Genomic DNA, 26,001 nt, shown 5'->3' on the forward strand with positions numbered 1-26,001 from the left:
GTGTTCAATTGCTTAATGACAGTAAGATAATACGACCTCGGATAAAATGCGTAAGAGGTTATCAGTAACCCGCTCAGTTCTGGCTACTACTCGTTTCCAACTGCTGGCGGTAGGCCGAGGGAGAGCACCGCGCGTACCGGCGAAACTGGCCCGAGAAGTGTGCCATTCTGCTGTAGCCAAGTTGTCGGGGGATGCGGCTCACGTCGAGCCGGAAGGCGCGCAGCAACTCCTGCGTGTAAGTCAGTCGATGTTCGGTGAAATAGCTGGTCAGGCTTTTATGGCCGGGTGGGCGAAGGCAACGTAGAGTTGTCGAATGACGGCCTCAGTTTTGCGAACCAGCGTGGGCACGAAGTCGCAGTTGCGCACAGTTTCGTGTCGCTCAAGTTACGGGAGCAGCGGCATCACGGCAAACGGGTGGTCGGCCCCAAACCTGCTGACGCTACTGCCATTCGTTCGTAGTGAATGGAAAACTAAACGGGGTATTGAAACGTGGATGTCTCTTTACTCAGATTATAATCTACCCCAAGCCCATGTGCTAAATATTGTAGCCATAGCCTTTTGGTTTGGCTGTTCTTTTCTTATTAATTTAGCAAAATCTTTTAAAGATATTGCATATGGCTCAGTCAGTTTTACAGGATTTTCTGAATCAAAACCTCATCAGCATTGACCAAAATGAGGAATTCACCTTTTTAAGCAAGACAGCGGCTGACGTTGAGAAGCGGATTGGTGGTAAGAAAAGCCGCATTATTCAGGCTACGCTGGTCGCGTTTGACCCCCAGACTATTCCAGAGGAGCCGCTGGTGAGTGAAGTGCAGGACATGATTACCAGCAAGTGGAAAGCGTTTCCAAGCAAATGTCATGACCGACCCATTCCCTATGTGCGGGCGGTCCTGCTCGCCGCCTTGCAGAAGCTGGCTGCCCAGCCCGAGCTGGCCGGTATTATTTGGCTAACGGCCAGCAATTACTTGCCTTACGCTGACGGAGTCGAGCGAGAGACTGCGTTGTTGGGTGAGTTTCTGCTAGATGTGGGCAACACCTACCAACAAGCTGTTGAGCGCCAATGGAGCGTAGGGGGCAAGACCAATCTCCCCACACTGCCGGAGTTGAAACAGGTTGCGATTACTTCAGCCGTGACTATTAAGAAGGAATACGCGACGACAAAAATGACTCTGGCCGTAAATGGCAATGAAGAGGCCGGCAATAACAATGTATTATCTTCATTCCAAAGCAATTACGATGGACAGAAGAACATAAAGCCATCAGCCGCTTGGGCATCTTCCTTTGGTCAATTAGCTGGTGGTTTCATTAAGGAAACGGCCGATATCATCGTTAACTCCATTAATAAATCTCTCGCCGAGGTAGCCAGCACCCAACAGCTTACGTCCTATACCGAGGCCATAACAGATTACCTAAGGGCTTTGGGGGAACAGGCGACCCAGCAGACGGCCGCGCACAATCTGCGGAGCCATTTGCTGTGGCTTAAGGAGAGCCTGTATTCCGAAAGTCAACAAGTCAGCTACCGCCAGCTATCAGTAGCGGCGGGCAGCGTGGCATTGGCGATGGACCTAGCCGCGCTAGTGCCGGCGGTGTACCCAGTGAGTGTGGAATATTTCCTACGCGAAGTATTACGCGCGGCCAGCGCGGCGATGGATACCGAGATATCCATCACGTTTACCGAGCTACTGGCCGCTTGGCAGGTGGAATTAGGGAAAATGGCCGAACCGCTTCCGGCAGTCGTTGCTCCCGAGCCTGGTCGCCAACCTCTCCTGCACTTTGTGCGGGCGCTGGCAGCGGGCACTACGCAGCCCGCTGATTTTGAATTTCTCACCGGCTTGCGCCTGACCGATACGCTTAACTGGCAGCAAGCCGGCGTATGGCTGTTTCGCGAGTTGCAAGCAGCTAAACTGGCTAGTGCCAAGTAATGCCGTGAAACCAGCTGGACGCTGTACCAATACCGCATGCGTAGCGGTAAAAACCGGACTCTGTTTCGATAATCTCGCCTTGGATAAGTGCCCACACTGGATAGCAGTTGGGGCAGCACAGGCACGGCCATCAGCAGAACTGCGCAAGGCACCCGTCGCCGGAGCCAAGCATGACCGCGCAAGTGACGTCCAAGGAGTTGCCTGGACGGGTGAGGCTCTGCAGCTGGCTGACCTGGAGCTTGTCAGTCGGCGTTCAAATCCACTGCTGCTAGCGGCCGTGGGCGAAACGGATGCGGGCAAATCATCCTTTCTGGGAATGCTGCACACATTGCTGTTGCATGGCCATAGCCTGCGGGAACACACGTTTGCCGGCTCACTGACGCTGCTGGGTTGGGAAAAACTAGCGCTGGCGCTGCGCTTTCCGAAAGGGCAAGCTACAGACCAACCGCCAACCCCCGCCGACCCAGATTACTACCGTCTGCTGCACTGGGCCTTGCGTCGACCTGCCGACGGTCGGTTGCTAGACGTGCTGTTTCCAGACGCGGCAGGCGAGGTATTCAGCCAGTGGGCTGTGGATGAGCAGGACAGCAACGCAGAAAACGTACGCTGGATATACCGTCACGCCGACGCCTTCTTCTTTTTCGTGGATTGCGAAGCACTGGCCGAGCGGCGCGGGGCAGCAGTAGCTCCCCTGGCCGACCTAGCCAGCCGTTTGGCGCAGGGGCTACGCGGTCGGCCAGTGCTCGTCGTTTGGTCAAAGGCCGATAAGCTCGCCGATGTACGTGAAGCGGTAAAAGAGCGCATGGCCCGGCAACTGATGCTCGTGTTTGGTGAGGTGCCCCATCTTTACATCAGCAAAGAGCTTGACGCGCAGCCCGACCCCAAACAGCTGGCCAACCTGCAAGCGGTAGATAATCTGTTAGCCCGGATAGCCCAGCGGCGGCCTACGGTGCTGGAGCTCGCCCCAGTGGGCCAACGCTCTGACTTTTTCTTACGTTACCGCGGACAATGAATCAACCTGCTAACCGAGTGCTAATTATTGGTAAGCCAGGGACATCCAAGACCACGTTCCTAGCCCAGCTTTTCGAAGTCTTGCAACTGGGACACGGCCGCTTGCGCCTACTCGCAACTCCTGCCAACACGGTGGCCATCGAGCAGGCCCGCCGCCGCTTAGCCGAAGGTAAATCCACTCAAAGCACGCCAGCCTCCCAAAACCAGACGCTACGCCTGAGTTTGCAGCTGGCTGACCAGCCGCTGGAATTGGAATTTCCTGACTATGGTGGTGAGCAGGTAGACGCCATTATCCAAGAGCGTCAGTTGGGGCCAGAGTGGGTGCAGATGTGCCGCGAGAGCGACGACTGGCTACTATTCATCCGGCTGCACGACCATAAGGAGCCGCACGATGTACTGACCAAGGCAACCGCCGAGGTAGAGCCGGCCCCGCAACTGCCCGACCCGGAGGCGGCTGGCGACTTGACCACCTTTCAAAAGGCAGTCGAGTTGATTGAATTACTTCAGTTGTTACTGGCAGTGCGTGAATTGGGCATTCAGCAACCTTTGCGGCAGCCTCGCTTGAAGCTGGTACTCACGTTATGGGATGAGTTGCACACAGCAGACCGGCCCGAGCAGGTGTTGGCAGCCCGCCTGCCGTTATTACTGGAGTTCGCCCGCAGCAACTGGACACCAGAAGCTCTACAGGTATGGGGACTCTCAGCACAGGGATTCCGGTTGGACACCACTGAAAATCAGGATAAATATCTCGATGGCACACCATCCGAGTATGCGTACGTAGTCCTGCCCGAAGGCGGTGAGCCAGTACATGACTTGTCGCGGTTATTCGGATAGGTCAGATGAGTATTACGGTACACCGCGCATTATTTGGGCAAGACCCTGCTCACGGACAAGGCTTTGCGCTACTGGGTACCACCCACCCCGACAAGTCTTTAGTAAGGCGCATTTTCAACTCAGCCGACCTGAGCGAAAGCGCCCCGTCGCAGCTGAGTTGGCAGCCGGCCCTGAGGGGCCTGCCCTGGGGAAACTTTTACCTGTTGTTGCGCACGTTTGCAGATACCTCGCCGCAGGTGCGAGGTGGCCGAGTGTATTCACATATGCTACTGCTGCCCCTTGACCAGGTAACCCAGCTCTCTGATTTGCAGCCTTTACTGGCTGCCCTATCGGTAGACGCCCCCAAGCAGGTTCCTACAGCTGCGGCCGAGATTTGGCCCGTGCCAGCGCCGCCACTAGTGCTTACCCCGCGGTTGGGCTACCTGCTGCATGAAGTGGTTCATACCCCCCGACCAGGCGTACTGGTATGGGCCGGGCAGGCGGGCTTCGATGAGGCGGCCGCCCTTACCTGGCAGGTGCTGGGAGCGGCTGAGCGCCAGCAACTCCGACTGAGCTTAGGCTTTCTACCTGGTTACCAGCGCGCGCCAACAGATTCGCTGACCCTGGTGGCCGTGCCCGATTCCCTGTTGCAGCGCTGGCGTAGCGTATCCCGTGTAGTGGAAGTCACTGCTGCTTACACAACGCTCGACGAGGCCGAGGCTTGGCTGGCCGGGCTGCCACAGCAGTCCCCAAACTTGAGCCTGCTGTTGATGGAGCTCAAAGCTGATTTGCTTAGCATCAGCGACCTGGACGCGCTGCAACGGGTAGCCCCCACAGCGACAGCGCTCGCCACGGCGTCGTTGCGGGATGTGATAGCACTGGCCACCCTGCTCCGCCAGTACCCCAGTACTCAGCCGGCCTACCGCCAGCGTGTACTGGCGCGACTCCGGCAAATTGTAGCCACCAGCCCGCCCCAGGAAGTGCAGCGGTTAGGGTCGGTGCAGGAGGAAATGTTGAATTCGGCTGACTTGCGGCAACTAGCGGATACCGTGCACAAGCGCTTTGTGGAACTTGCTGACCAGGTGTCCAGCGCAGAGTTATTGCCCGCGCTGATGAGCTGGCACGATGCGCCTGACCGTGCCTGGTGGCAGCAGAGCGTGCGGGCGACGCTGACGGACATTTTCGCCGCCGGCAGCACAGCCGCTGCCCGGCTCGTTTTTGACCTGTGGCAACAAGCCGCGGAGGTTAATACGTCTTACTTGAAATTGCTACCATCTACTGCCCATACGGAAGCGCTGCTCTTACGCGAACTGCCCGCGCAAATGCCCGCTATGGCTTGGCAAAATGGATTGCAGTTGGCCCGCTCACGCCGGTGGCTGCGCCTGCACATGTCATGCTTACTTGCGCTCTATCCATTGCCCAAAGCCCTGACCAAACAATTGGCCCTAGATACTGAGCCGGCACACATGGCAGCGCTAGAGGTAGCGGCCAAGCAAGCGGTAGCGACGGACTTCGTAGCTGCTGCCGTGGCCTTGGATGAGAAGCGCCTGACCACTCTGGCGGGCAACCTATGCGCCCAAAAGCCGCAGTTACTCAAAAAATTGGCTGTGGAACAGCCCGGCTGGCAGTCCGTGTGGCTCGCGGCGGCTCAAATTAGTGGCAACGTGTGGGCTAACATTGCCGCACCTGCTTCAAAGGTCGCACAATTACTTGACTTACTGCTGGCTGGGCAGCCGGTGCTAACCGACCTGCTGGCGCTCATTGGGCAAAGCCATTACGCCGACTTGCGGGCTTACCCTGCCCGGCGGTCCGCGTGGGCCGTGCTACCCACCGCCGTGCGCTCGCTCTTTCTGGAGGAAACAGCTTGGAGCTTACTAGTTCATGAGCAACCAGAAGAAGCTAACAGCTTACTGGAGCCAGAAGTAATCCAGTCATTTACCAGCCCGTCCTTCACGGCCCGTGCCCTTGCTCACCTTTCACTTACCGCTGGCCGAGCCGTGCGCTACGTATCCCGGTTCTCGGCTCCTGAAAGCACTTTGCTGTCATACCTTAATGCCCACCGCAGTCAATTCGACAAGCGCAGCGCACAAGAGTTGGGGCAACTTATCGAGCGCAATGGCTGGAAACAAGCCGCCCAGGCTCTGCTCACTCAGGCCCAAACGGAACCATCACGTTACGCAGCCCTCGCCTACTGCTTCGACCAATTGGGCTGGCTAGACCGGCTAAAGCTGCGCATTCAAAATCCTCATATTCTGACGGCTAAGACTACCAAACAGGCTAGCACCGACTGGTGGAAGGCCGTGTGGGAAGAAGCCAGTAACCTGTATTCAGGCGGACCGACTCATCAGCACCTGTGGGAATCCATCGGGCGCAAAAACTACGAACTCTCCTTAGCACGCACTGGTGGTGAGCAGTGGCAACAGGCCCTGAATATTTTGCGCACTCGCCGCGAGTACAAGCAGACTGCTAAACTTTTACGTCTGATGCAGGAGCAACACTCTTGGAATAATAATCTACAGTTTCTAGCGAATCACCCTATCTATGAATGACCGCACCGTTCTCCTGCTCACCGCGCTTGAAGGTCCCGAACGCCAAGTTCTGCTGGCACAGTTGCCGCCGTCGAACATTGTTCACCATCCCAATACACACACCGATTACTACGTTACCCAACTAACCACGGCCAGCGGCGAAGTGCGGGTCGTGCTGGGTCGTACCGACCAAACCAATGTGAACGCCAGCCTCGAAACTGGCCAAGCGCTTACCTATTTCCAACCTCACTACGCCTTTTTTGTGGGGGTAGCAGGTGGACTCAAGGACGTAAATATTGGGGATTTGGTAATCGGCGACGATGTCTATGGTTATGAGCGGGGCAAGGCCACAGACAATGGTTTTAGTGCCCGGCCCGGCGTGGGAGCTTCCTCTTACCAATTAGAGAGAGCCGCTACAGCATTTAGCCAATCGACCGAATGGCGCACCATTGCTGCGCGATTGCCCACAGCGGCATTTCCTAATCCAGTACAGGTATACACCGGCACCATTGCCTCAGGAGAAAAGGTAGATGCCAGCGTCGAATCAGAGTTGCATCAATTTCTGCGCGTACACTGTGGCCACGCCCTAGCCATCGAGATGGAAGGCTATGGTTTTTTAAAAGCTGCCCGTCAGCACCCCGCTACTCAGGCACTGCTGCTACGCGGCATATCCGATTTAGTGGAGGATAAGCAGGGCGCAGACCGTCGTGGTTCGCAGCCTTACGCCTGTGCCAATGCAGCGGCGTTTGTAATAGCTTTCGTGCAACAACTCTACGCAGTCAGCGCGCCGCCCCGCCTGCCTACGGCCGATGAAGCCCGGCGGCTAGCCGAGTTGGCAAGCGAACTATATGCTGGCGGCATTCGAGACGCAGATATCTGGAACCGAGCGGGTGGCCGAATAGCTGATATTGCGGTAGGTTCTACTGGGCGAATGCAATGGCTGGATGCCGCTCGCCACCTGCGTAACGGTGGACGTGGAATCACTTTCGGCCAACTGCTAGCGGAAATGCTGGAGGACCACCCCGGCAACCAGGATTTGACCGAACTGCGAGTCCGTTACGAGAGCGAGTCGGGCAGCAAATTCTCTTGACCGCGCATGTCCGCTTCCCCAGCCAGTCAGCAATGGGTAGGCTTATGCCGCTTATTTTTATTCGATAGGAGTCAAAAAATGTAAAGCTTGGTAGGGCCGTTGGGTGTTGTAGTCGAACATTCACTCGTTCATGAGTTGGCATACGTGGGCCCGCGAGCGAAACAGGTGGCTTGCCAAGGGTGAAATACATGGCCTACGAACTGCCACTTCGCCCCGCTACCTGAACGACTTGCTGAAACAGGAAACTGGCAAGACTGCGCTGGAGCACATTCACCTGTTTCTAGTGGCGGCAACGGGCTACAGGGGCTTTAACTACCCGCCATACTTCTCCCGGCTTTTTAAAAAATAAATAGGGCTTACGCCCACGGAATACCGGGACAAATTTCTGAATTAATTCCTGCCCTTTCCCTCGCTTATCCTGTTACACCGCGCGTGACAGGATAGTGCTGTTTAGGGAAAGCGGTGGTGTTAATGCCCGCATTTTCGGTAATACGGGGCACGTAGAAACGTATCGCAGGTTCCGACATCTATATAATACGCCAAGCCTAACCTGAAGTCACCGGCGCCACATCGAGATTAAGCTGGGCTGGGTAAAATACTGAATTCTGTACAGCCTCTACAGCTTTTCTCCAGAATGCCCCCGTAGACTGAAATATCGAGCCAAATCGCTCCTAAATAATTAACTGCTTCTTTCTGCTCCGAGTAATGAAATTACTACCACTACGGCTGGCGCTGGCTTTTTCGCTCGGAACGGCTGCTTGCTCTTCAATTCACGCGCAGGTCGCCCCGCTCCCTGCCGACACCACGCGCAAGTACGAAAACCCCGGCGGAATACCTGCCGCCGTCAAGCAGCCTTTTTTCAAAAGCAAGTTGTTCAAGGCCGTAGCCATACCAACCGTGCTGATAACCTACGGAGCAATTACGGCTCAGGGTGATGCAGGTGTCAACCGCGACGCCCGCACCTTCGTCCAGAAGCAGTTCCGACCGGTGAATACGATGATTGACAACACGGTCATTTTCCTACCCTACGTGGAACTGGGCGCCGTGGCCCTGGCCGGCGTGGAGTCGCGCAACGACCGCATCAACACGTTGCTCATCATTGCCAAGGGCGAGGCTATCATGCTGGCCAGCACCTTCGCCGTGAAATATTTGGCCCACGAAACCCGCCCCAATGGGCAAGACAATCTCTCGTTCCCGTCGGGCCACACGGCGCAGGCGTTTCTGGCGGCCAGCATCGTGCACACCGAGTTTCGTGACAAAAGCCAGTGGTATGGTGTGGGCGCCTACACCATTGCCACCAGCGTGGCTGCCTTGCGCATGATTAACGACAAGCATTGGCAAAGCGACGTAGTGGCCGGCGCGGGCTTCGGCATCCTCTCGGCCCACCTGGCCTACCTGAGCCACCGCAACCGCTGGGGCCGCAAAAGCATCGGCCGCGACATCGGGATGACGCCCGCCTATTTCGGCAGCGGTGCCTCGGGCGTGAGTCTCACTTGGCGGCCAACGAAGTAGCGCGGGCCCTAGGCCGCCCGGGCCACCGGGGCGGGCATCTCGGTTACCGGCTCGCCCTTGTAGGCCAGGCGCAGCAGGCTGGGCAGCACCACGAGCAGCAGCGGCAGGGCCAGCAGCAGCCCGCCAATGACGGCAATGGCCAGCGGTTGGTGCAACTGCGCGCCCGCCCCGATGCCCAGCGCCAGCGGCAGGAGCGCCGCGATGGCGGCCAGCGCCGTCATGAGCTTGGGGCGCAGGCGGGCGGCAATGGCGTAGCCGATGGCCTGCTCCACGGGCGCTTCGGCGCGGGCCTCGTTAAACTGCTGAAAGGTGAAGATGGCATTCTCCCCGATGATGCCCACCACCATGATGAGGCCGGTGTAGGAGCCCACATTCAAGGGCGTGTTGGTGAGAAACAAGGCTAGGCTACCACCGGCCGGGCCCAGCACGGCCACCAGCAGGATGAGCCCGGCGGCTTTCAAGTCCCGGAACAGAAACAAGCCCACCGCGAACACGAGCAGGCAGGCCGTGCCCAAGATGGTGAGCAACTCCTGAAACGACTGCTGCTGCTCGGCATACGAGCCGCCGTACTGGATGAAGTAGCCGGGCGGCAGCGGCACGTTGCGCTCCAGCTTCTGCTTGATTTCGGTCATGGCGCTGCCCAGGTCGCGGTTGTCGAGACGGGCCGTGACAGCCGTCATAGCCTGCAGGTTTTCGCGCTCCAGCTCGGCTTCGCTGGGCGTCACACGCACGGTGGCCAGCTCGTCGAGGCGGCGGCGCTGGCCGTTGGGCAGGAACACGGGCTCGGCCTGCATCTGGGCCAGGTTGGTCTGGGCGGCGTTGGGGTAGCGCAGGCGGATGTTCAGGAGCTGCTCGCCTTCGAGCACGTTGCCGGCGGTGGTGCCCTGGAGCTGGGTTTGGAGTTGGGTCTGAAAATCGGTGGCGGTAAGACCAAACTGGGCCAGTCGACGCGGGTCGGGACGCACGTCCACGCTGGGGCCCATGCGCACGATGCCGTTGAACACGTCGGCCGTGCCGGCCACTTTTTCCACCACGGCCGTCACCTGGTTGGCCAGGGCGTAGCGTTTGGCGGCGTCGGGGCCGAAGACCTTGATTTCGATGGGCTGCACGGTGCTCATGAGGTCGCCCAGCATGTCGCCGATGACCTGGCCGAAGTCGATGGTGAGGGCCGGCTGGGTGCTTTCGATGCGTTCGCGGATATCGGCAATGACGTCTTCGGTGCTGCGCTTGCGGTCGGTTTTGAGGCGAATGAGGTAGTCGCCGCTGTTGGGCTCGGTGATGAAAAAGCCCATTTGCGTGCCCGTGCGGCGAGAGTAGCTCGCCACCTCCGGCACCTTTACGATGAGCTTCTCGGCCTGGCGCAGCATGCGGTCGGTTTCTTCCAGGCTGGTGCCCGGGGGCGAGGTGTAGTCGAGCACGATAGCGCCCTCGTCCATATCGGGCAGAAAGCCGGTGGCCAAACGCGGGATAATGAGCACCATGCTGCTTACCAAAACGAGGATACCGATGACGCTATATGCCGGGTGCCGGATGACGGCCCGCACCCAAGGAATTTCGTGGTGGTTGGAATCCGCTTTGGGCAGGGCCGCGCTGCCATCGCCACCTACCTGATTATTGGCGTCGTCTACGTCGATGGTATCCGGGGCCTCCGCTTTCTCCTGCTTGGGCCCGCGCGACAGCAATAAATAAATTACGGGCAGCCCCAGCCAGGCCACGAAAAACGAACACAGCAGTGCCACCACCATCGTGGTGGCCAGCACCTTGAAATAGGCGCCCGCCACGCCGCCCAGCAGCGCGAACGGCAGGAAAATCACAATCGTGCTCAGCGACGAGCCGATGAGCGCGGGCAGCAGATGGCCCACCGAGCGCCGCACCACCTCGCCGGCCGATTCGCCGGGGTGGTCTTCGCGCACGCGGTGCAGCTGCTCCACCATCACCACTGCGTCGTCAATCATCAAGCCGATGGCGGCGGCGATGGCGCCCAGCGTCATGATATTAAACGAGTAGCCCAAGCCGAAGTACAACACTGCGATGGTGAGCGCCAGCGCCACCGGAATCGCCCCCAGAATGGTCAGCGTGGCCTTCCAGGAGCGCAGAAACAGCGCCGTGACCACCAGGGCCAGCGCCAGGCCAATCCAGAGCGCGTCCTGCACCGAGCGAACGACCTCGGCCACGAAATCGGCTTGGTCGTAGTACGGGGCCAGGCGCACGCCGCGCGGCAGGCCGGCGCGCAGGGCCGCCACCTTGGCCCGCACGCCGTCGGAGACGAGCACCACGTTGGCGTCGGGCTGGCGCAGGATGCTGATGAGCACGGCGTCGTGGCCGTTGGCGTTGATGCGGGTGTACTCCTGCTGCTCGCCCAGGGCCACGGTGGCCACGTCGGCCAGGCGCACGATGCGGCGGCCGTCGTTGCGCAGCACCAGGTTTTCGAGGTCCTCCTTCTGGGTAATGGTGGCATCCGTGACGGTGAGATAGAGGCGGCGGTAGTCGCTCAGGTAGCCGTTACTCTGCACGAAATTGGTGGCGCCGAGGGCCTTGCTCACGTCATCCGGACCTAAGCCCAACGCGGCCAGTTGGTCGGGCAGCAGTTGCACCTGGTACTCCTTGGTGCGCCCCCCCTGAATCTGGACCGACGAGACGCCCTCGACCTGGGAGAGAAACGGCTTGATGGTGAACAGCGCCAGCTTGCGCAGCTCCAGCGCCGACTTGCCCGGCGCTTCCAGCGTGTAGCCCATCACCGGCAGGATGGCCGGGTTCATACGCTCCACCGAGATTTGGGCGGTGGGCGGCAGGTCGGCCCGAATCTGGTTCAGGCGCGACTCGATGAGGCTCTGGCTCTTGGCCACGTCCACGTTCCAGTCGAGGAAGGCCGAGATTTCGCAGCTGCCGCGGCTGGTGGTGCTGCGCAACAACTTCAGCCCCGGCACCCGCTTCATGGCGTCCTCCATGGGCTTGGTCACGGTCACCATCATGCGGTCCACGGGCACCAGCCCGTTATCGGCAATGACTTTTACCTTCGGAAACGTCACCTCCGGGAACAGCGCCACATTGATGCGTCGGTAGGCCACCGTGCCCAATGCCAGCGCCAGGGCCAGCAGCACCGCAATGGGTGCTTTGTAGGCTTGAAAAAGAGCGAGACGAGCCATGAGAAAATAAATCGGTTTAAGCAGAACGGCACCAGCACCACGCGGCATCCCTACCGTGTTCGTTGCAGCGAACCGGCTGCATCCCCTCGGAATACGCCCGTGGTAAGGATGCTTTGTGTGGCAAACCGGCCGTTTTGCGGGTTTGGGGGTCGGCGCGTTATTCCTTTTCGGCCGCCACCGGCCGGGTAACTTTCACCGCAGCCGTGTCATCGAGGCCGAAGTTGCCGCTGAGCAGAATCCGGTCCTTCGGGGAAAAAGCCGGCTGCTTGATTTCGATGTGGTCTTTTTCCTGCGCGCCCACGGTCACCGGCACCTTCACGGCGGTGGAGTCATTCAGCAGCCGCATCACCCAAAATTCGGTCTGGGTTTCGTCCGTGAGCACGGCGCCGCGCGGCAGGGTGCGGGCCAGGTGCGGCGCGGTTTTGTCGAGCTCGACCTGCACGGCCAGGTTTTCGGGTAGGTCGGGCACCGGGCCGGTGGGGCGGATAGTATAGCGCTGGGTCTGAATGCTGACGTCGGCCGTGGCCAGCACCTCGGCCACGCGGCCCGGCAGCACACGGCCGTCGGGGAGCAGGATGCGGCAGGTCTGGCCGGTGTGCACGTAGCGCAGCTGCGTCACGGGCACGTCGAGGATGAAGCCGAAGCGGCTTTTGTCGTAGGTGAGGCCGAGCTGCTCGCCGTCCTGCACGTAGTCGCCGGCCAGCTTGTCCACCGTCGCCAGAATGCCCGCGCGGGCCGATTTAATCGGAATGATGCCGCTGAACTTCAGTCGCGGGTCGCCGGTGAGCTTATCCAAGTGCAGGGTTTTCGATTCCTTGGTTTGGATGGTGAACACCGTTTGGCCGGCGCGCACCTGCTGGCCCACCACGGGCGTGGGCGCCAGCACGTAGCCGGTGGTGGTGGCCCGCAGTGCGTCCTTGGCCGCGTAGGCCGACACGGCGCTCAGACGCAGCACATCGGTGAGAGTGTCGGTTTGGATGCTGCCTACCGTGACCAGAGCGCGGGGCTTCACGGCCGCTTCCTCCTCGCCGTCGGCGGGTGCGGCAGCTTCATCGGCGGCCGGGTCTTTGGTTCCGCAGGCCGCGAGGCTGGTGAGGGCGAGAAGGAGAAGCAGACGAAGGGACAGGCTCATGATAGCGGGAAGGAAGTGTGGCATGGACGCGCATCGTTCACGCTACTGCTCGGCGAGGTAGTCCAGCGCAAAGCGGCTGCGGAGTTGCTCGGTCTGGGCCTGGGTGAGGCTGAATTGCAAGGTGCGGTAGCTGGTCACTAGGTTCAAATAATCGAGGATGGCCACGTCGCCGGTGGCCAGCTGCTGCCGCGCCGCGCCCACCAGCGCATCGGCCACGCGCACCTGCTCGCGGATGCGGGCCAGCAAGGCATCGGAGGCCCGAATCAAACCTTCCAGCTGTTCGTACTGCTGCCGCCGCTGCACGGAAATGAACTGCCGATAGCCGCGCCGGCTCTGCTCGCTCAGCTCGATGCGCTGGTATTGCAGCTGGCGCTGGTGCCCGTCGAAAATGGGTAGCGTGAGCTGTAGGCCGCCGCCGATGCCCACGCTGTGGGCCAGGGCCACGGGCAGATACGACGAGGATTGTAGGCCAGCATCGAGCACGGCGCTGACCTTGGGCCGATAGGTGGCGTCAATGGCCTGACGGTCGAGGCGCAGGCGCAGGCTGTCAAGCGTGTACTGGCGTTGGGCGGGGGCCAGCAGGCCCGCCAGCGGGCGGTGGCTGGGCGGCGTGGGTGCCTCCAGCGTCACCAGGGCCGTATCGGCCACGCCGGCCAGGGCGCGCAACGTGCCCAGCTCGCGGCGGTAGGCCAGGCGGTCCTGCTCCACGGTCACTTCCTGGGTCCGCACGGAGAGGTAGAAGCTCAGGTACTGCGTTTGCTTGAAAATGCCGCCGTTCACCAGCTGGCGCAGCATTTTATCTTGCTCACGCAGCTGCGTCAGCAGCGAGCGACTGAAAGTGAGCTGGGTTTCGGCCGCGTAGGCAGTCAGGAACTGGTCGGTGATGCTGCGGCGGAGGTCCAGGGCCGAGAGGCGGCCGGTGTTGCGCAGCACCTGGCCCTGGCTGGCCAGAATCTGGTAGTCGGTTTGCAGCTGGAAGCGGTTGAGGATGGGCTTGGTGGCCTGGGCGATGGCCGCGTAGTTGCCGCCGTTGGAAATGGCGTTGTCGTAGCCCAACACACTCTCGCCCTGGCTGTTGGTGATGGACGGGTAATACAGCGCCGAGCCAATGCCGCCTACCTGCACGCCGTTCTGGCGGGCGCGCACGAGGCTGTCGATGCGGTTCTGGCCAACCTGGTTGATATTTTCGCGCAGCAGGGGGCTGTTTTGGCGGGCCGCTTGCAGAAAGTCAGCCAGCCGGCGCGGGCTCACCAGCGCGGCCGACGGCGTGTAAACGGGTGGCGCATTGAGCACGGGCGGCGCGGCGGGCTGCTGCGCCCACGCCGGCACGGCCGCCTTCAAGGCCAGCAGCAGGAAAACGGAAAGCAAGCAGGATAATCGGCGCACGCGGTCAGGCAAGGAAGTTTCTGGCAAACCTCCTGTTCAAATCTGGGTAAATTCTGGACGGCCCCGGCGCGGGCACCGGCGGGCCGGGACCAGGGGTCAGGCTGTCGCCAGATTGTTTACAGATTTCCCGGCCTACTTGCCGACCTTGCGGCCGGCAACGGGCGCGCCACCTTTCTTTCCCTGAGCGTGAAAATTCTGATTGTTGAAGACGAGGCGCCGCTGCGCAGCACGCTGCTGGAGTTTTTGCGGCACGAGGGCTACGTGTGTGAAGTGGCCGAAACCTACCAGCAGGCGCACGAAAAAATCAAGCTCTACCAGTACGACTGTGTGCTGGTGGACCTGACCCTGCCCGATGGCTCGGGCCTGAATCTGGTGCGCACGCTCAAGGCCGACAAGTCGGTGGCCGGCGTGCTCATCATCTCGGCCCGGGGCTCGCTCGACGACAAGGTGCAGGGCCTGGAGCTGGGCGCCGACGACTATTTGCCCAAGCCCTTTCATCTGGCCGAGCTGAACGCGCGGCTGCGGTCCATCATCCGGCGGCGGCAGTTTCAGGGCCAGCGCCACATCGTATTTCGGGACCTGACCATCTTCCCCGACCAGACGCTGGTCTTGGTAAAGGAAAAACCCCTCACGCTCACCCGGCGCGAGTACGACCTGCTGCTGTTCCTGCTGGCCAACCCCAACCGCGTGCTCACCAAGGAGGCCATTGCCGAGCACATCTGGGGCGACGACGCCGACATGGCCGACTCGTTCGACTTCATTTACTCGCATTTCAAGAACCTGCGCAAGAAGCTGCAGGAGCACGGGGCCGACAACTACATTCGCACCATCTACGGCCTGGGCTACAAGCTCGAAACCGCGTGAAGCTCCTCACCCGCACCAACCGCTACTACCTGGGCCTGAGCGCCACGCTGTTCGTACTGGGCACCGGCCTGCTGTACGAGGGCCTGCAGCACGCCCTGGCGCACGAGGTGGACGAGCAACTGCAGCAGCAGCGCACCTACCTCACCGCGCGCATCCGGCGGGCGGGCGCGCTGCCCACCATTGCCCTGCCTCAGGAGCTGACCATTGACGGCCCCACCCGCTCCGAAAGCCTGCGCGATACCGTCATCTTCGACCCCGTGGAGCGCGAGCCGGTGCCTTTCCGTGTTATCTCCTTCCCGGTGGTGGTGCGAAGTCAGGTGCACTGGCTCACGCTGCGCAAGTCGTTGCTCGAAACCGAGGATGTCCTCAAGGTGGTGATGGGCGTGATGCTGGCCGTGATGACGCTGCTCTTCAGCAGCCTGCTGCTGCTCAACCGCTGGCTGTCGCGCTGGCTGTGGGCCCCGTTTCGGCGCACGCTGCAGGCCCTGCGCGGCTTCCAGCTACAGCAGCCCGAGTCGCTGGCGCTGCCAGCCACGCCCATCGACGAGTTCAGCGAGCTGAACCAGGCCGTGGCCCAGCTCACCCAGCGCGTGGCCGCCGATTACCGCGCCCTCAAGGAATTTACCGAAAACGCGGCCCACGAAACCCAGACGCCCCTGGCCATCATGCAGGCCCGGCTGGAGCAGCTGGTGCAGGACCCCGAGCTGCCCGAGCGCACCCTCGGTGCGGTGCAGGACGTGTACCGTGCCGCGCGCCGCCTCTCGCGCCTGCATCAGGCCCTCACGCTGCTCAGCAAGATTGAGAACAGGCAGTTCAACGCCGGCGTGCCTGTGTCGCTGGACGGCGTAGTGCGGGAAAAGCTGCGGCAGCTCCAGGATTTTCTGGAAGACAAAGACATTGAGCCACAGGTGACGTTGCTCACGCCCGTGTCGGTGACGATGCACCCGGCGCTGGCGGAGTCGCTGGTGGGCAACTTGTTGCAGAACGCCGTGAATCACAACGTGCGCGGCGGCCTACTGCGGGTGAACCTCAGCCCGGCCGCGCTGGAAATCACCAACACCGGCCCCGAGCTCCATTCCGACCCCATGCTGCTGCTCGGCCGTTTCCGCAAGCACAACGCGGCGTCCGACTCGCCCGGGCTGGGCCTGTCCATTGCCGAGCAAATCTGCACCTACTACGGCTTCAGCCTGAGCTATGCCTACGCGCCGGCCGGGCACCTGCACACGTTGCGTGTAGCGTTCTGAGGCCCGTCCGCGCCGTACAGATTCCGGCCAGATTCGGCCGCTAGGTTTGCGGCATTCCTCAACCAAATCACCCGTTCCAACCCCATGAAAACCCTGTTGCTCGTGGCGGCCACCGCCCTGCTGGCCGGTACCGCCCTCGCCCAGAACCTGCCCGCGGCCAAGGTGCCGGCCGCCGTTCAGGCCGCGTTCAAAGCCAAGTTTCCGGCGTTGAAAGCCGTGACCTGGGAAAAAGAAGGGGCCGACTACGAAGCCGGCTTCAAGCAGAACGGCAAAACCATGTCGGCCGTGCTGACGCCCGCCGGCGTGCTGCAGGAAACCGAAACCGACATGCCGACCGCCCAGTTGCCGGCCGCCGTGCGTGCTACCCTGGCCCGCGACTACAAAGCCTATCAGGTGAAGGAAGCTGCCGCCATCGTGAAAGCTGACGGCCGCACCGTGTACGAAGCCGAAGTGAGCAAGGGCGGCAAGGCGCAGGACGTGTTGTTCACCGCCGATGGCAAAGTCGTAACCCAGTAAAATCAACTACTTCAACCGCCCTGCCCAGCCGGCTCAGGCAGCTGGCTGGGCGGGGCGTGAGCGGCCGTGAAATACTCGACGGCTTGCGTGTTAATAATCAAGAAAATGTTGCGTAGAAAGGTACTGACCCGGCTGGGGATGCTGTGGGGGTTGTGGTGGGGAATCGGCTGGGCGGCGCAGGCCCAAACGGGCGCGGTGCGCGGCACCTTGCTGGAAACGGGCACCGGCAACCCCGTCTCGTTTGCCAGTGTGGTGCTGCTACGCAGCGCCGATTCGACTTTCGTGGCCGGCACCCAGGCCAGCGAGCTGGGCGTGTTTGAGCTGGCTCAGGTGCCGCTGGGCCAGTACGTGCTGCGGGCCACGGCGGTGGGCTACCGCACGGGCCGGCGCGTTATCAGCCTCACGGCCGGGGCCTCGGCCGCCACGCTGGGCACGTGGAAGCTGCGCCCCGCCGCCACCCAGCTCACCGATGTGGTGGTGACGGCCGAGCGGGCGGTGGTGACGGGTGGCCTCGACAAAAAGGTCATCGACGTGAGCAAGGACCTGACCGCCACCGGCGGCACGGCCATCGACGCGCTCCAGAACGTGCCCTCCGTGACGGTGGACCAAACCGGGGCCGTGAGCATCCGCGGGGCCAGCAACGTGACGGTGTTCATCGACGGCAAGCCCACCGGCACCACCCTCGACCAGATTCCGGCCAGCAGCATCCAAAGCGTGGAGGTCATCACCAACCCCTCGGCCCGGTACGACGCCAGTGGGGCGGGCGGCATCCTCAACATCGTGCTCAAAAAAGAACGGCGCGAGGGCCTGAACGGCCAGGTGAGCGCCACCGGCGGCACCGGCGACAAGGCCAACGCCTCGCTGCTGCTCAACTACCGCAAGGGCAAGGTCAACGCCTTCGGGCAGTACGACTACCGGCGCGACCGGCGGTACTTCCGCGGCACCGTGGACCAGACCACCCTGGGCCGCGACAGCACCCTGCGCCTGCACCAGGACCGCAGCGGCGCCAGCGTGCAAACCACCCACGCCCTGCGCCTGGGCCTAGACTACGCCCTCACCCCCGAGCAGACGCTGACCCTGGCCGTGCAGCCGCGCCTGAACCTGACGAGCACCGACGAAACCCTGCTCTCGCGCCAGGTGAACGCCACGGCCGGCGAACGGCCCGTGCGGGCCGGCACCAGCACCCGCGCCAACGCCAGCACGGGCACCTTCCGGGCCGCCGACCTCACCCTGGACTACCGCCGCGAGTGGGCCGCGCACAAGGGCCGGGAACTGACCGCCAGCGCCGTGTACACGCCGCTGCTGAACGACAACGCGGTCGATTCCCGCCTGGTGTACCTCGACAACAGCCAGCGCACCCAGCGGCAGCAAACCCGCAACCGCACCGCGCAGGCCACGGCCCAAGTCGACTACGTGCGGCCGCTGGGCGAGAAAAGCCGCTTCGAAACGGGCGCCCGCAGCAGCCTACGCCGCTACGATATCGACTACCAGCTGGCCAGCGCGCCGGCCCTGGCCTTCGACCCCAGCAACCGCTTCGTGTACGGCCAGTACGTGCAGGCGGCTTACGGGCTCTACGCCGGGGCCCGCGGTCAGCTCAGCTACCAGGCCGGGCTGCGGGCCGAGCACACCACCATCACCGGCGACCAGCGCACCACGGGCGAGCAGTTCACCCAGCGCTACCTGAGCTTGTTTCCGACCGCCGTGCTGGCCCTCGACCTGCCCCACGACCAGCGCGTGCAGCTCAGCTACTCGCGCCGCGTGGGCCGGCCCGACGCGGGCGACGTGAACCCCTTCCTCGACCGCACCGACCAGCTGAACCTCACCGCCGGCAACCCGCAGCTACGGCCCGAGTTTGTCAATTCCTTCGAGCTGGGCCACCAGGTGGACGGGGCCGGCGGGCGCAGCCTGGGCACCACTGCTTTCTACCGCCTCGAAACGGCCACGCTCAAGCCCTTCCGGCAGGTCATTACCGACCCACTCACCGGTAACCTCGTCACGCTGACCACCCGCTTGAACGTGGGCGACGAAACCTCCTACGGCCTGGAGGTGGTGGGCGCCACGCCCCTGGCTGCGTTTTGGAAGGTGAACGGCACGGCTTCGGCGTTCCGGCGCATCATCCGGGGCAGCACCAGCGGCACGGCCGTGAACACGACCAGCCTGGCTTTCACGGGCCGGCTGAACAACACGTTCCCCCTCAGTAAGCGCGTCGATGCGCAACTGGCCGTGAACTACCGCTCGCCCATCAATTCGGCCCAGGGCACGCGGGGCGAGGCTTTCAACATCGACTTGGCCGCCCGCTACAATGTGCTGGGCGAGCACGGCACCTTCACGCTGCGCGTGGCCGACCTTTTCAACACCCTGCGCTTCGATTCGAACGACAGCGGGGCGGGTTTCGCCACCGTCACGCGCTTCAAGCGGGAGTCGCGCATTGCCTACCTGGGCTTCACCTACCGCTTCGGCCAGACTTCGGAGAGCCGCGCCCGGCGCAAAAGCGCCGACGACGAGGGCGGCAGCGACAACTAAGCCCCATGTCCACGTACTTCGCCCGGTTCTTTGCCCTGCTGCTGGCCCATCGGCGGCGCCTGCTGAAGCTGCTGCTGCTGGGCGTGGTGCTGCCCTGGGCAGTGTTCCTGAAAGCCAGCTCCGAAATCGAGGAAGGCGAAGGCTTCTACGGCGACCTGCAGCTCCTGCGCTGGGCGCACGCCCACGCCCGCCCCGCGCTTGATTCCCTGAGTTTGTTTTTCTCCGCCATCGGCGGGCCCGTGCCCATGGTGGTGGCGGCCGTGCTGTTCACCGGCGTGCTGGCGTGGCGTCGGCGTCCCCGCGAGGCGTGGTTCTTCGGCCTGGCCGTGGGCGGAGCCGTAGCCCTCAACCTGCTGGCCAAGGCCATTCTGGGGCGGCCCCGGCCGGCATTCTGGGTGTCGTTAGCGCCCGAAACGTCCTACAGCTTTCCCAGCGGGCACGCCATGGGCTCGGCCGCCGTGGTGCTGGCGCTGGGCCTGCTGCTGGCCCGTCGGCGCTGGCGGGTGTGGGGGCCGGGGGCGGTGTTCGTACTGGGGGTGGGCTTTTCGCGCGTGTACCTGGGCGTGCATTACCCCAGCGACGTGCTCTCGGGCTGGATAGCCGCGCTGGGCTGGGTCACGGGCGTGTACGTGCTGCTGCCACCCACCCGGCGGCCGACCTGATTCTGCACAGAATTGGCCGGTAGCTTGCCGGTCCGACTGACTTACCAACAAAATGCAAACACCTCCCTTTTTCCGCCACACTTTTCACGTCACTGGGCTCATGGCACCCGCGCCGGAGCCCGAGCGCTACCCTTTCCACGACAACGACCAATGCCCCGAGGGGCAGGAAGTGAAGCGCAGCGGCGAGTGGCAATACTACGAGCCGCGCCAGATTGCGGAAACCCGGCCCCGTTGCCCCGTGTGCATCGCGCTGAACCGGGAGGGCAAGTAGCACCGGTTTTTTGTCCGCTCTTCGGGGCTTACAACTTCGGTTCTGGTTTGTACCACCCTCAATGACAATAAAAAGGGCTGTTACCTACGACGGGTAACAGCCCTTTTTAGCTTACCTCGAACCAGGTTACGCCACGAACATCATTTGCAGCCCGAAGACCACAATCAGGCCCTCGACGACCATGAGGAATTTTTCCTTGGAGATGCGGCTCAGCAGCAGCTTGCCGGTGTAGCTGCCCCCAATCATGGCCACGCCGGCGAAGGTGCCCACCAACAGGCCTTTGGTCGTGACGAGGGCATACTTGCTGTACACGATGGTTTTGGTGAGGTGCAGCACCAGCGAGGCAAAAGCGTCGCTGGCCACGTAGGCCACCGGCGGCAGGTTCAGGCCCAGAAAGAACAAAGCTCCGGTGGGCCCGGCGCTGCCCGTCAGGCCCGAGAGGAAGCCCGTGAGCGCGCCACCCAGCACCATGCCGGGGTTACCCAGCTCCACCTTTTTGGCCACGTTGAGGTGGCGGTAAACGACCACCAGCACCAGAAAGCCGCCCACCAGCTTGAAAATCCAGTCGGCTTTCATGCCCGAGTACAGGCTGCTCGACAGGATGGCCATAGGCAGCGAGCCGGCCAGAAAATACAGCACCGGCTTCCATTGCAACTCGTGCCGGCCAAACCAAAAGCGCGAGGCATTGCCGAATATCTGGGCCACGGTGAGTACGGGCACTGCCTCTTTGATGCCCACAATGTTGGCCAGAATGGGCAGAAAAATCAGCGCCCCGCCAAACCCGACGGACGCCGAAACCGTGGCCGCCAGGTAGGCGACGACGAAAAGAATGAGATAATCCATTAGGGATACGTAGTGAGAGAATAAAACCGGGAAAGCTTCAAATGGAAGCGTATATTTCCCCAAGATTAAAATATGATTCTGTAAAGAATCTGCAAGTTCGGAAAAGCGACCTGCTTAGCCCTGAAAGCAACTGCTGGCCGTACGTCTTAGAGTCTCGCAACCGGCAACTACCGGCCGGCTTCCACCCGGCAGGGAGGAGGGGTATCGGGTGGCATACGGTCGTAGCAGCGGAGCAGCTTATTCAGGCGCTTGCTGGCCCTCGGCGGTGAACAGCACGTCCTGGGTCCGGCCAGCTTGCGCTACTTCGGCTTCGTACACGATGCTGCCGTCGGCCCGCACGATGGTGGCGGCCTCCTGTACTTGGTAGGCCTCGAAGTCGCGGGCCAACGCAGCACGCACGGCGGCTGGCAGCGCTTGAATGGCCAAATCCGTCTCCGTTTCTTGGATTAGCCCGGCGGGCGTAATCACCACCGACGTCTTCCGGCCATCCAGCTGAAAGGTGGCCTCGTACACTTCCTGCGCCGAAAAGGCTTCGCGAGCCTTGAAGTCACCATGCGTTTCATACTCGTATGATGGCCGGACCGGCTGCATCTCCCGGCGCCAAGCCGCGGGTTGTGCTGTAGGGAAACGCGCCACGAATGCTTGCAAAACGACGGGCGGCACCGCCGTTTGTTGGGCGTATATCGTTGGGGTGCCGACCAGCGACAGGCCGAGGAAAAGCAGGTAGGTTTTCATGATTCAGAGCGAAAAGGCAAGAAGAAGCGGCGATGAAAAAACTGTACCAAACAAAATGCACAATTCTGTTAATGGTCTGTAGTAGCCATCATCCCGACAGGCCCGCCTGATTCATCGACCAACGGCCCCGATTACTCCCAAATCAGCACCAGAGTGCCGCCAATAATCAGGGCCGCGCCCAGGCCGGTGTGCCACGTCAGCTTCTCGCCCAGGAACACCACCGACAGCCCGATGGCGATGGCCACGCTGAGCTTGTCGACGGGGGCCACCTGCGACACCTTGCCTAGCTGCAGGGCCCGGAAATAGAATACCCAGGATAATCCCGTGGCCAGCCCCGAAAGCCCGATAAATAGCCAGTTGGTGCGCGTGAGCGAGCCCAACTGTTCCAGGCCGCCCCGGACGTACACGATACCCCAGGCCAGCACCAGAATCACAACCGTGCGCAAGGCCGTGGCCAGATTCGAGTCGACGCCCCGGATACCGATTTTGGCCAACACGGCAGTAAGTGCCGCGAAAACGGCCGACAGCAGGGCATATATCCACCACATATCAGATAAGGTATTGTGACAATGCCAATCGACTTAGCGGCCGTATTCCAGCACCCGAAACGTTCCGGGCACGATGCTCGGCCGGGGACGCGGGTTCTCCGCCGTGGGGGCCGGCGTGGGGCCGTAGTCGGCCGTGCAGGTGAAAAGATGGTGGGTTTTCGGGTCCAGCGTCAGGGTACGGGCCCCGCGCGCCGTTGGCATGTTGCCCACCACGCGGTATTTCGTGGGCGAGTCCTGGTGGATGACTGTGAACGTGCCTGAGGCCCCGTTCGAGGTGATGACGTTGCCCGTGATGGGGTCGAATACGGCGCCGTCGGCGCCCTTGCCGATGGGCAATACGGCCACCTGCTTTCCGGTTTGGCTATCCGTTACCACCAGTTTTTCGTTGGCGCAGGCGCTGAACAGGCGGCTGGCTTTGGGGTCGTAGCCCAGGCCGGTGGGCTCTTCGCCAGGGGCCAGGGAGCTGCGCTTTTTCACGGCCAGGGTTTGGGCATCGAAGGCGATGACCTCGCCCTTGTCCTCCAGGTTGACGAAGAGGGTGCCACGGCCGTCGGTGGCCGGGGCTTCCACGTCTCCGCCCAGTTCGGCCGTGCCCAGCACGGCACCGGTGGCCGCATCGAGCACGGTGCTTTTGCCGCCGTCGTTGCTGAAGAGGAACACGCGCTTCGAGAAAGCGTCGTAGAACAGCGCATCCGGCTTGGGACCTGTGGGGATGGGCGCGCCGATGGGCTTCAGGGTTTTCAGGTCGAACACCACGCAGGTATTGCTGCGCCCGCAGGTGATGTAGCCGCGTCCGGCGCCGGGTACCACTTCGATGCCGTGCACACCGGGCGTGTTCGGGATGGTGCCGATGAGCTTGCGGGTTTTCAAGTCCACCACTTCTACCTGCGTACCGTGTGACACGTAGAGCCGCTCGCCGGCCGGGTCCACGGTGAGGTAGTCCCAGCCGCCCTCACCGCCGATGGTGATGGTATTGAGCAGGTGGTAGGGAGTGGATTGTTGGGCTTGTGCAGCCCCGCGAGAGCATGCGAATAAGGCAAAAATCAGCAGTTTTTTCATGCGATTAGATAGGGAATGTTTCCGTGTGTGGCACTGGCCACCTGCGCATGGTCCACCTAAGACTCAGGACGGGAATGCGTCTAACCACCTTCAGCAATGGCATTGAGCAAACGTAGCCGGCGAATCTGGCGAGAATCTGGAAACACAGTTAGTGCATGAAAGCGGGCAGAAAGTTGCTGCCATCTTATTCCTAGCCATTGCATGCACCGAGGTCAGTGAAGCTGATAAGAATTGATGGGTGAGGTACCAGTGCCGGGCTAGCGCGATTATTCACCCGGTACTGTCATGCTACCACCTTTCGGAAGTCACTGGCCGCCAGCCTCTCAGCCAGCTGTCGTACTTATTCGAGTTGGAGCGCCTCATTAGTTCGCTCGGAACGTATAGTTGGGACCTACCACCAGTTGGCTCTAGCGCTGACGCCCACTATGGAAAATAACCCCGTGCCTATCTATGTCAGGTGTGACACGCGCCACCTCCAGTAGGCGCTCAGCGCCGATGCGTGGAAATTGACAATCCTGCCCTCAGTCAAGCCAGCCCGACCCTGCCGCGTATAGCTACAATTCTGCGCTGAATTATTAGCGCTCAGCGTTTATTTTCCGTTACTAACATATAGATTTTCTATTACAACGCGATGATACCAGAAGGGAGCATCTGGCATAGCATACAAAAAGGGTGTACTCGTAACCTTGTACCGCTTGGTGACCTGTACAAAACGGTAGGGCCAGTCCGTCAGTAGCCATTGTGCCTGTTGTATCACACCAATTCGGACTTGCAAAGGCAATAATCCAATCGGCATTTTCTTCTTACGCACAGAAGCATCTTCTTGCGTTGGATTCCAGCCCGTTTCGGTGTCTATGGCCTGTTGAAGCGCCATGCTGGCCGGGCGGGCGTTGATTAGCTGCTTGATGATTTGATGCAATACAACGAAATAGAATTGCGGATAAAACACCTGCTCGTTCCACCCTTCGTACAAGATGCGCTCCAACTCCGCTTGGTTGGCCAACACGGCAGGTGGCGCGGGCTTTGCTGGCGCGTGGGCCAAGTTCAAGCCGCAATGAAAACAGCAGGAGATGGGCTTGTCGGCCAGTGCTGATTTACGGCCCAGTTCAACCCGAAAAAAAATGACGGGTCGCGCACACCCCGGACAGCGGTCCTGCAAGTAAACGCCGCATCGGGTGCAGGCATACATCACAAACAGGCGCCAGTAGGTGCGGAAGTACGGGGCATTGCCATCGCCTCGCAAGCACTGCGGGCAGAAGAGCAAACCATAATATCGCCGGGTGCGGTGGTAGATGCCCAAGGGCAAAATGCCATTGGCCATGCTGCCCGATGTGGCACGCAGGTGCAGGCACCGCTCGTATCAGCGCAACACCGTGTGCTCAATCATTGCCAACGGCACGCCCGTGCGGATGGCCAGTGTGCGCAACATGCTGTCCGGGGCGCTTCGGTCCAGGTCCGTATTCCACACATGCGCCCCCGGAAAGAGTATCTTGCTGAACGTGTGCGTTTTCAGCAGGTGGTCGTGGGCCAGGCGCGTCAGCCAGCTGGACAGAAGCTCATCCGGTTGGGGCCGGGTGGCGCACGGCAAACGGCTGGTATTGTTCATGACTCGTCTGGGGTAAGCGTTCAATAACTGGTCTATTCGAACCCTGAGAGCCAATCCAGCTTCTCCAGCAAGGCCACGCTGATGCATTCCTGCCGGTTGCGGATGACTTGAATGGCTGCTTTCTGTAAAACCTTAGCCAACACGCCAATATTGCCTTTGCTCATGGTGAGCAGTATGCTGGCCAATTTCTCCTCCCCCAAATTTGACGGCAGCTTCAACGGGATGAGGCGCTCAAAGCTCAAGAGCAGGCGCAGGTACTCCTCATCCATTTCCCATAACGGCAGGGTTATCGAGTCAAAGCGCCGGTATAGCTGCTCATCGTGCTTAATGGCATTAAACGCCGTTTTAATCCCGGCCCCCACCAATGGTAGCATCAACTCATTCGACAAATACTTGAGCACATTCAAAAACTGACGCTGCTTGAGCCGGTTGCCCGCCAGGATGTGCTGAATCTCGTCCACAATGAACAGCCGGGTTTCCAGGCGCCGCAACGTATTAATGACTTGGCTTTGCTTGAGGTGGTCTAGGAATGATGGACAGAAGAAGGACGTATATTTCTTCTGTAATGACAGCAAAAAAGAGCGGGGCGT

Annotated in this window: 22 protein-coding genes and 2 pseudogenes; 13 read left to right on the plus strand and 11 right to left on the minus strand. The window is 61.2% G+C overall.

Annotated elements, in window-relative coordinates; all coding sequences use genetic code 11:
- Positions 1 to 73 precede the first annotated feature (73 nt).
- Positions 74 to 289, minus strand: a pseudogene (locus I2H31_RS25855) (helix-turn-helix domain-containing protein); the annotation flags it as partial.
- A 325-nt stretch (positions 290 to 614) separates the two neighbouring features.
- Between I2H31_RS25855 and I2H31_RS21925 the strand changes: the two are divergent.
- From I2H31_RS21925 to I2H31_RS25345, 7 genes and pseudogenes are all read left to right on the plus strand, one after another.
- Positions 615 to 1,922 carry a GTPase-associated system all-helical protein GASH gene (locus tag I2H31_RS21925; RefSeq protein WP_196295198.1) on the plus strand — a complete coding sequence of 436 codons (1,308 nt, stop codon included), beginning with the start codon at positions 615 to 617 and terminating at the stop codon, positions 1,920 to 1,922.
- Positions 1,923 to 2,199: 277 nt separating this feature from the next.
- Positions 2,200 to 2,934, plus strand: coding sequence for a TRAFAC clade GTPase domain-containing protein (locus tag I2H31_RS21930; protein ID WP_317192255.1), 735 nt, complete (start codon positions 2,200 to 2,202; stop codon positions 2,932 to 2,934).
- Entirely contained in the window at positions 2,931 to 3,767 is an 837-nt protein-coding gene (locus I2H31_RS21935) for a TRAFAC clade GTPase domain-containing protein (RefSeq protein WP_196295200.1), read from the plus strand. The genes I2H31_RS21930 and I2H31_RS21935 overlap by 4 nt, the downstream gene beginning before the upstream one ends.
- A 5-nt stretch (positions 3,768 to 3,772) precedes the next feature.
- Positions 3,773 to 4,081: pseudogene (locus I2H31_RS25860) on the plus strand (GAP1-N1 domain-containing protein); the annotation flags it as partial.
- Positions 4,082 to 4,180: 99 nt separating this feature from the next.
- The gene (locus tag I2H31_RS21940; protein ID WP_196295201.1) at positions 4,181 to 6,295 is read left to right on the plus strand and encodes a hypothetical protein; all 2,115 of its coding nucleotides are present in this window, start codon (positions 4,181 to 4,183) and stop codon (positions 6,293 to 6,295) included.
- Positions 6,288 to 7,364, plus strand: a complete 1,077-nt coding sequence (locus I2H31_RS21945; protein ID WP_196295202.1) for a phosphorylase family protein — start codon at positions 6,288 to 6,290, stop codon at positions 7,362 to 7,364. The genes I2H31_RS21940 and I2H31_RS21945 overlap by 8 nt, the downstream gene beginning before the upstream one ends.
- Before the next feature lie 705 nt (positions 7,365 to 8,069).
- Positions 8,070 to 8,876 carry a phosphatase PAP2 family protein gene (locus tag I2H31_RS25345; RefSeq protein ID WP_230687980.1) on the plus strand — a complete coding sequence of 269 codons (807 nt, stop codon included), beginning with the start codon at positions 8,070 to 8,072 and terminating at the stop codon, positions 8,874 to 8,876.
- Positions 8,877 to 8,884: 8 nt separating this feature from the next.
- Here the strand turns inward: I2H31_RS25345 and I2H31_RS21955 are convergent, their stop codons facing one another.
- The 3 genes from I2H31_RS21955 to I2H31_RS25715 all read right to left on the minus strand — a co-directional run bounded on the left by I2H31_RS21955 (position 8,885) and on the right by I2H31_RS25715 (position 14,540).
- The gene (locus I2H31_RS21955; RefSeq protein ID WP_196295203.1) at positions 8,885 to 12,022 is read right to left on the minus strand and encodes an efflux RND transporter permease subunit; all 3,138 of its coding nucleotides are present in this window, start codon (positions 12,020 to 12,022) and stop codon (positions 8,885 to 8,887) included.
- Between the two features lie 157 nt (positions 12,023 to 12,179).
- Positions 12,180 to 13,154, minus strand: coding sequence for an efflux RND transporter periplasmic adaptor subunit (locus I2H31_RS21960; protein WP_196295204.1), 975 nt, complete (start codon positions 13,152 to 13,154; stop codon positions 12,180 to 12,182).
- A gap of 42 nt (positions 13,155 to 13,196) precedes the next feature.
- Positions 13,197 to 14,540 carry a TolC family protein gene (locus I2H31_RS25715; RefSeq protein WP_196295205.1) on the minus strand — a complete coding sequence of 448 codons (1,344 nt, stop codon included), beginning with the start codon at positions 14,538 to 14,540 and terminating at the stop codon, positions 13,197 to 13,199.
- Positions 14,541 to 14,726: 186 nt separating this feature from the next.
- On the opposite strand from I2H31_RS25715, the gene I2H31_RS21970 reads away from it, so the two are divergent.
- The 6 genes from I2H31_RS21970 to I2H31_RS21995 all read left to right on the plus strand — a co-directional run bounded on the left by I2H31_RS21970 (position 14,727) and on the right by I2H31_RS21995 (position 20,620).
- Positions 14,727 to 15,404: a response regulator transcription factor gene (locus tag I2H31_RS21970; protein ID WP_196295206.1), complete on the plus strand. Its 678-nt coding sequence runs from the start codon at positions 14,727 to 14,729 to the stop codon at positions 15,402 to 15,404.
- Positions 15,401 to 16,648 carry a sensor histidine kinase gene (locus I2H31_RS25355; protein ID WP_196295207.1) on the plus strand — a complete coding sequence of 416 codons (1,248 nt, stop codon included), beginning with the start codon at positions 15,401 to 15,403 and terminating at the stop codon, positions 16,646 to 16,648. The genes I2H31_RS21970 and I2H31_RS25355 overlap by 4 nt, the downstream gene beginning before the upstream one ends.
- Before the next feature lie 84 nt (positions 16,649 to 16,732).
- Positions 16,733 to 17,164 (plus strand): PepSY-like domain-containing protein, encoded by a 432-nt coding sequence (locus I2H31_RS21980; protein WP_196295208.1) that lies wholly within the window; start codon positions 16,733 to 16,735, stop codon positions 17,162 to 17,164.
- Positions 17,165 to 17,269: 105 nt separating this feature from the next.
- Positions 17,270 to 19,687, plus strand: coding sequence for an outer membrane beta-barrel protein (locus I2H31_RS21985; protein WP_196295209.1), 2,418 nt, complete (start codon positions 17,270 to 17,272; stop codon positions 19,685 to 19,687).
- 5 nt (positions 19,688 to 19,692) lie between these two features.
- Complete coding sequence (locus I2H31_RS21990) at positions 19,693 to 20,349, plus strand: phosphatase PAP2 family protein (protein WP_196295210.1); 657 nt, start codon at positions 19,693 to 19,695, stop codon at positions 20,347 to 20,349.
- Positions 20,350 to 20,449: 100 nt separating this feature from the next.
- Positions 20,450 to 20,620 carry a hypothetical protein gene (locus I2H31_RS21995; protein ID WP_196295211.1) on the plus strand — a complete coding sequence of 57 codons (171 nt, stop codon included), beginning with the start codon at positions 20,450 to 20,452 and terminating at the stop codon, positions 20,618 to 20,620.
- 126 nt (positions 20,621 to 20,746) lie between these two features.
- Here I2H31_RS21995 and I2H31_RS22000 read toward each other — a convergent pair whose 3' ends face one another.
- From I2H31_RS22000 to I2H31_RS22030, 7 genes are all read right to left on the minus strand, one after another.
- The gene (locus tag I2H31_RS22000) at positions 20,747 to 21,463 is read right to left on the minus strand and encodes a sulfite exporter TauE/SafE family protein (protein ID WP_196295212.1); all 717 of its coding nucleotides are present in this window, start codon (positions 21,461 to 21,463) and stop codon (positions 20,747 to 20,749) included.
- A 237-nt stretch (positions 21,464 to 21,700) separates the two neighbouring features.
- Positions 21,701 to 22,198, minus strand: a complete 498-nt coding sequence (locus I2H31_RS22005; RefSeq protein WP_196295213.1) for a hypothetical protein — start codon at positions 22,196 to 22,198, stop codon at positions 21,701 to 21,703.
- 131 nt (positions 22,199 to 22,329) lie between these two features.
- Complete coding sequence (locus I2H31_RS22010) at positions 22,330 to 22,746, minus strand: EamA family transporter (RefSeq protein WP_196295214.1); 417 nt, start codon at positions 22,744 to 22,746, stop codon at positions 22,330 to 22,332.
- A gap of 33 nt (positions 22,747 to 22,779) precedes the next feature.
- Complete coding sequence (locus I2H31_RS22015; RefSeq protein ID WP_196295215.1) at positions 22,780 to 23,805, minus strand: YncE family protein; 1,026 nt, start codon at positions 23,803 to 23,805, stop codon at positions 22,780 to 22,782.
- A gap of 589 nt (positions 23,806 to 24,394) precedes the next feature.
- The gene (locus I2H31_RS22020) at positions 24,395 to 25,126 is read right to left on the minus strand and encodes a TniQ family protein (protein WP_196295216.1); all 732 of its coding nucleotides are present in this window, start codon (positions 25,124 to 25,126) and stop codon (positions 24,395 to 24,397) included.
- Between the two features lie 39 nt (positions 25,127 to 25,165).
- Entirely contained in the window at positions 25,166 to 25,411 is a 246-nt protein-coding gene (locus I2H31_RS22025; RefSeq protein WP_196295217.1) for a TniQ family protein, read from the minus strand.
- Between the two features lie 32 nt (positions 25,412 to 25,443).
- On the minus strand, positions 25,444 to 26,001 hold a 558-nt coding region (locus tag I2H31_RS22030; protein WP_230687981.1), incomplete at its 5' end, for a TniB family NTP-binding protein.

The organism is Hymenobacter ruricola (assembly GCF_015694525.1).
Classification (GTDB): Bacteria; Bacteroidota; Bacteroidia; order Cytophagales; family Hymenobacteraceae; genus Hymenobacter; species Hymenobacter ruricola.

Coding starts and splice junctions, on each gene's coding strand:
- I2H31_RS21925 (WP_196295198.1), top strand. CDS start 615: ATGGCTCAGTCAGTTTTACAGGATTTTCTGAATCAAAACCTCATCAGC.
- I2H31_RS21935 (WP_196295200.1), top strand. CDS start 2,931: ATGAATCAACCTGCTAACCGAGTGCTAATTATTGGTAAGCCAGGGACA.
- I2H31_RS21945 (WP_196295202.1), top strand. CDS start 6,288: ATGAATGACCGCACCGTTCTCCTGCTCACCGCGCTTGAAGGTCCCGAA.
- I2H31_RS25345 (WP_230687980.1), top strand. CDS start 8,070: ATGAAATTACTACCACTACGGCTGGCGCTGGCTTTTTCGCTCGGAACG.
- I2H31_RS21955 (WP_196295203.1), bottom strand. CDS start 12,022: ATGGCTCGTCTCGCTCTTTTTCAAGCCTACAAAGCACCCATTGCGGTG.
- I2H31_RS21960 (WP_196295204.1), bottom strand. CDS start 13,154: ATGAGCCTGTCCCTTCGTCTGCTTCTCCTTCTCGCCCTCACCAGCCTC.
- I2H31_RS21980 (WP_196295208.1), top strand. CDS start 16,733: ATGAAAACCCTGTTGCTCGTGGCGGCCACCGCCCTGCTGGCCGGTACC.
- I2H31_RS21985 (WP_196295209.1), top strand. CDS start 17,270: ATGTTGCGTAGAAAGGTACTGACCCGGCTGGGGATGCTGTGGGGGTTG.
- I2H31_RS21990 (WP_196295210.1), top strand. CDS start 19,693: ATGTCCACGTACTTCGCCCGGTTCTTTGCCCTGCTGCTGGCCCATCGG.
- I2H31_RS21995 (WP_196295211.1), top strand. CDS start 20,450: ATGGCACCCGCGCCGGAGCCCGAGCGCTACCCTTTCCACGACAACGAC.
- I2H31_RS22000 (WP_196295212.1), bottom strand. CDS start 21,463: ATGGATTATCTCATTCTTTTCGTCGTCGCCTACCTGGCGGCCACGGTT.
- I2H31_RS22005 (WP_196295213.1), bottom strand. CDS start 22,198: ATGAAAACCTACCTGCTTTTCCTCGGCCTGTCGCTGGTCGGCACCCCA.
- I2H31_RS22010 (WP_196295214.1), bottom strand. CDS start 22,746: ATGTGGTGGATATATGCCCTGCTGTCGGCCGTTTTCGCGGCACTTACT.
- I2H31_RS22015 (WP_196295215.1), bottom strand. CDS start 23,805: ATGAAAAAACTGCTGATTTTTGCCTTATTCGCATGCTCTCGCGGGGCT.
- I2H31_RS22020 (WP_196295216.1), bottom strand. CDS start 25,126: ATGGCCAATGGCATTTTGCCCTTGGGCATCTACCACCGCACCCGGCGA.
- I2H31_RS22025 (WP_196295217.1), bottom strand. CDS start 25,411: ATGAACAATACCAGCCGTTTGCCGTGCGCCACCCGGCCCCAACCGGAT.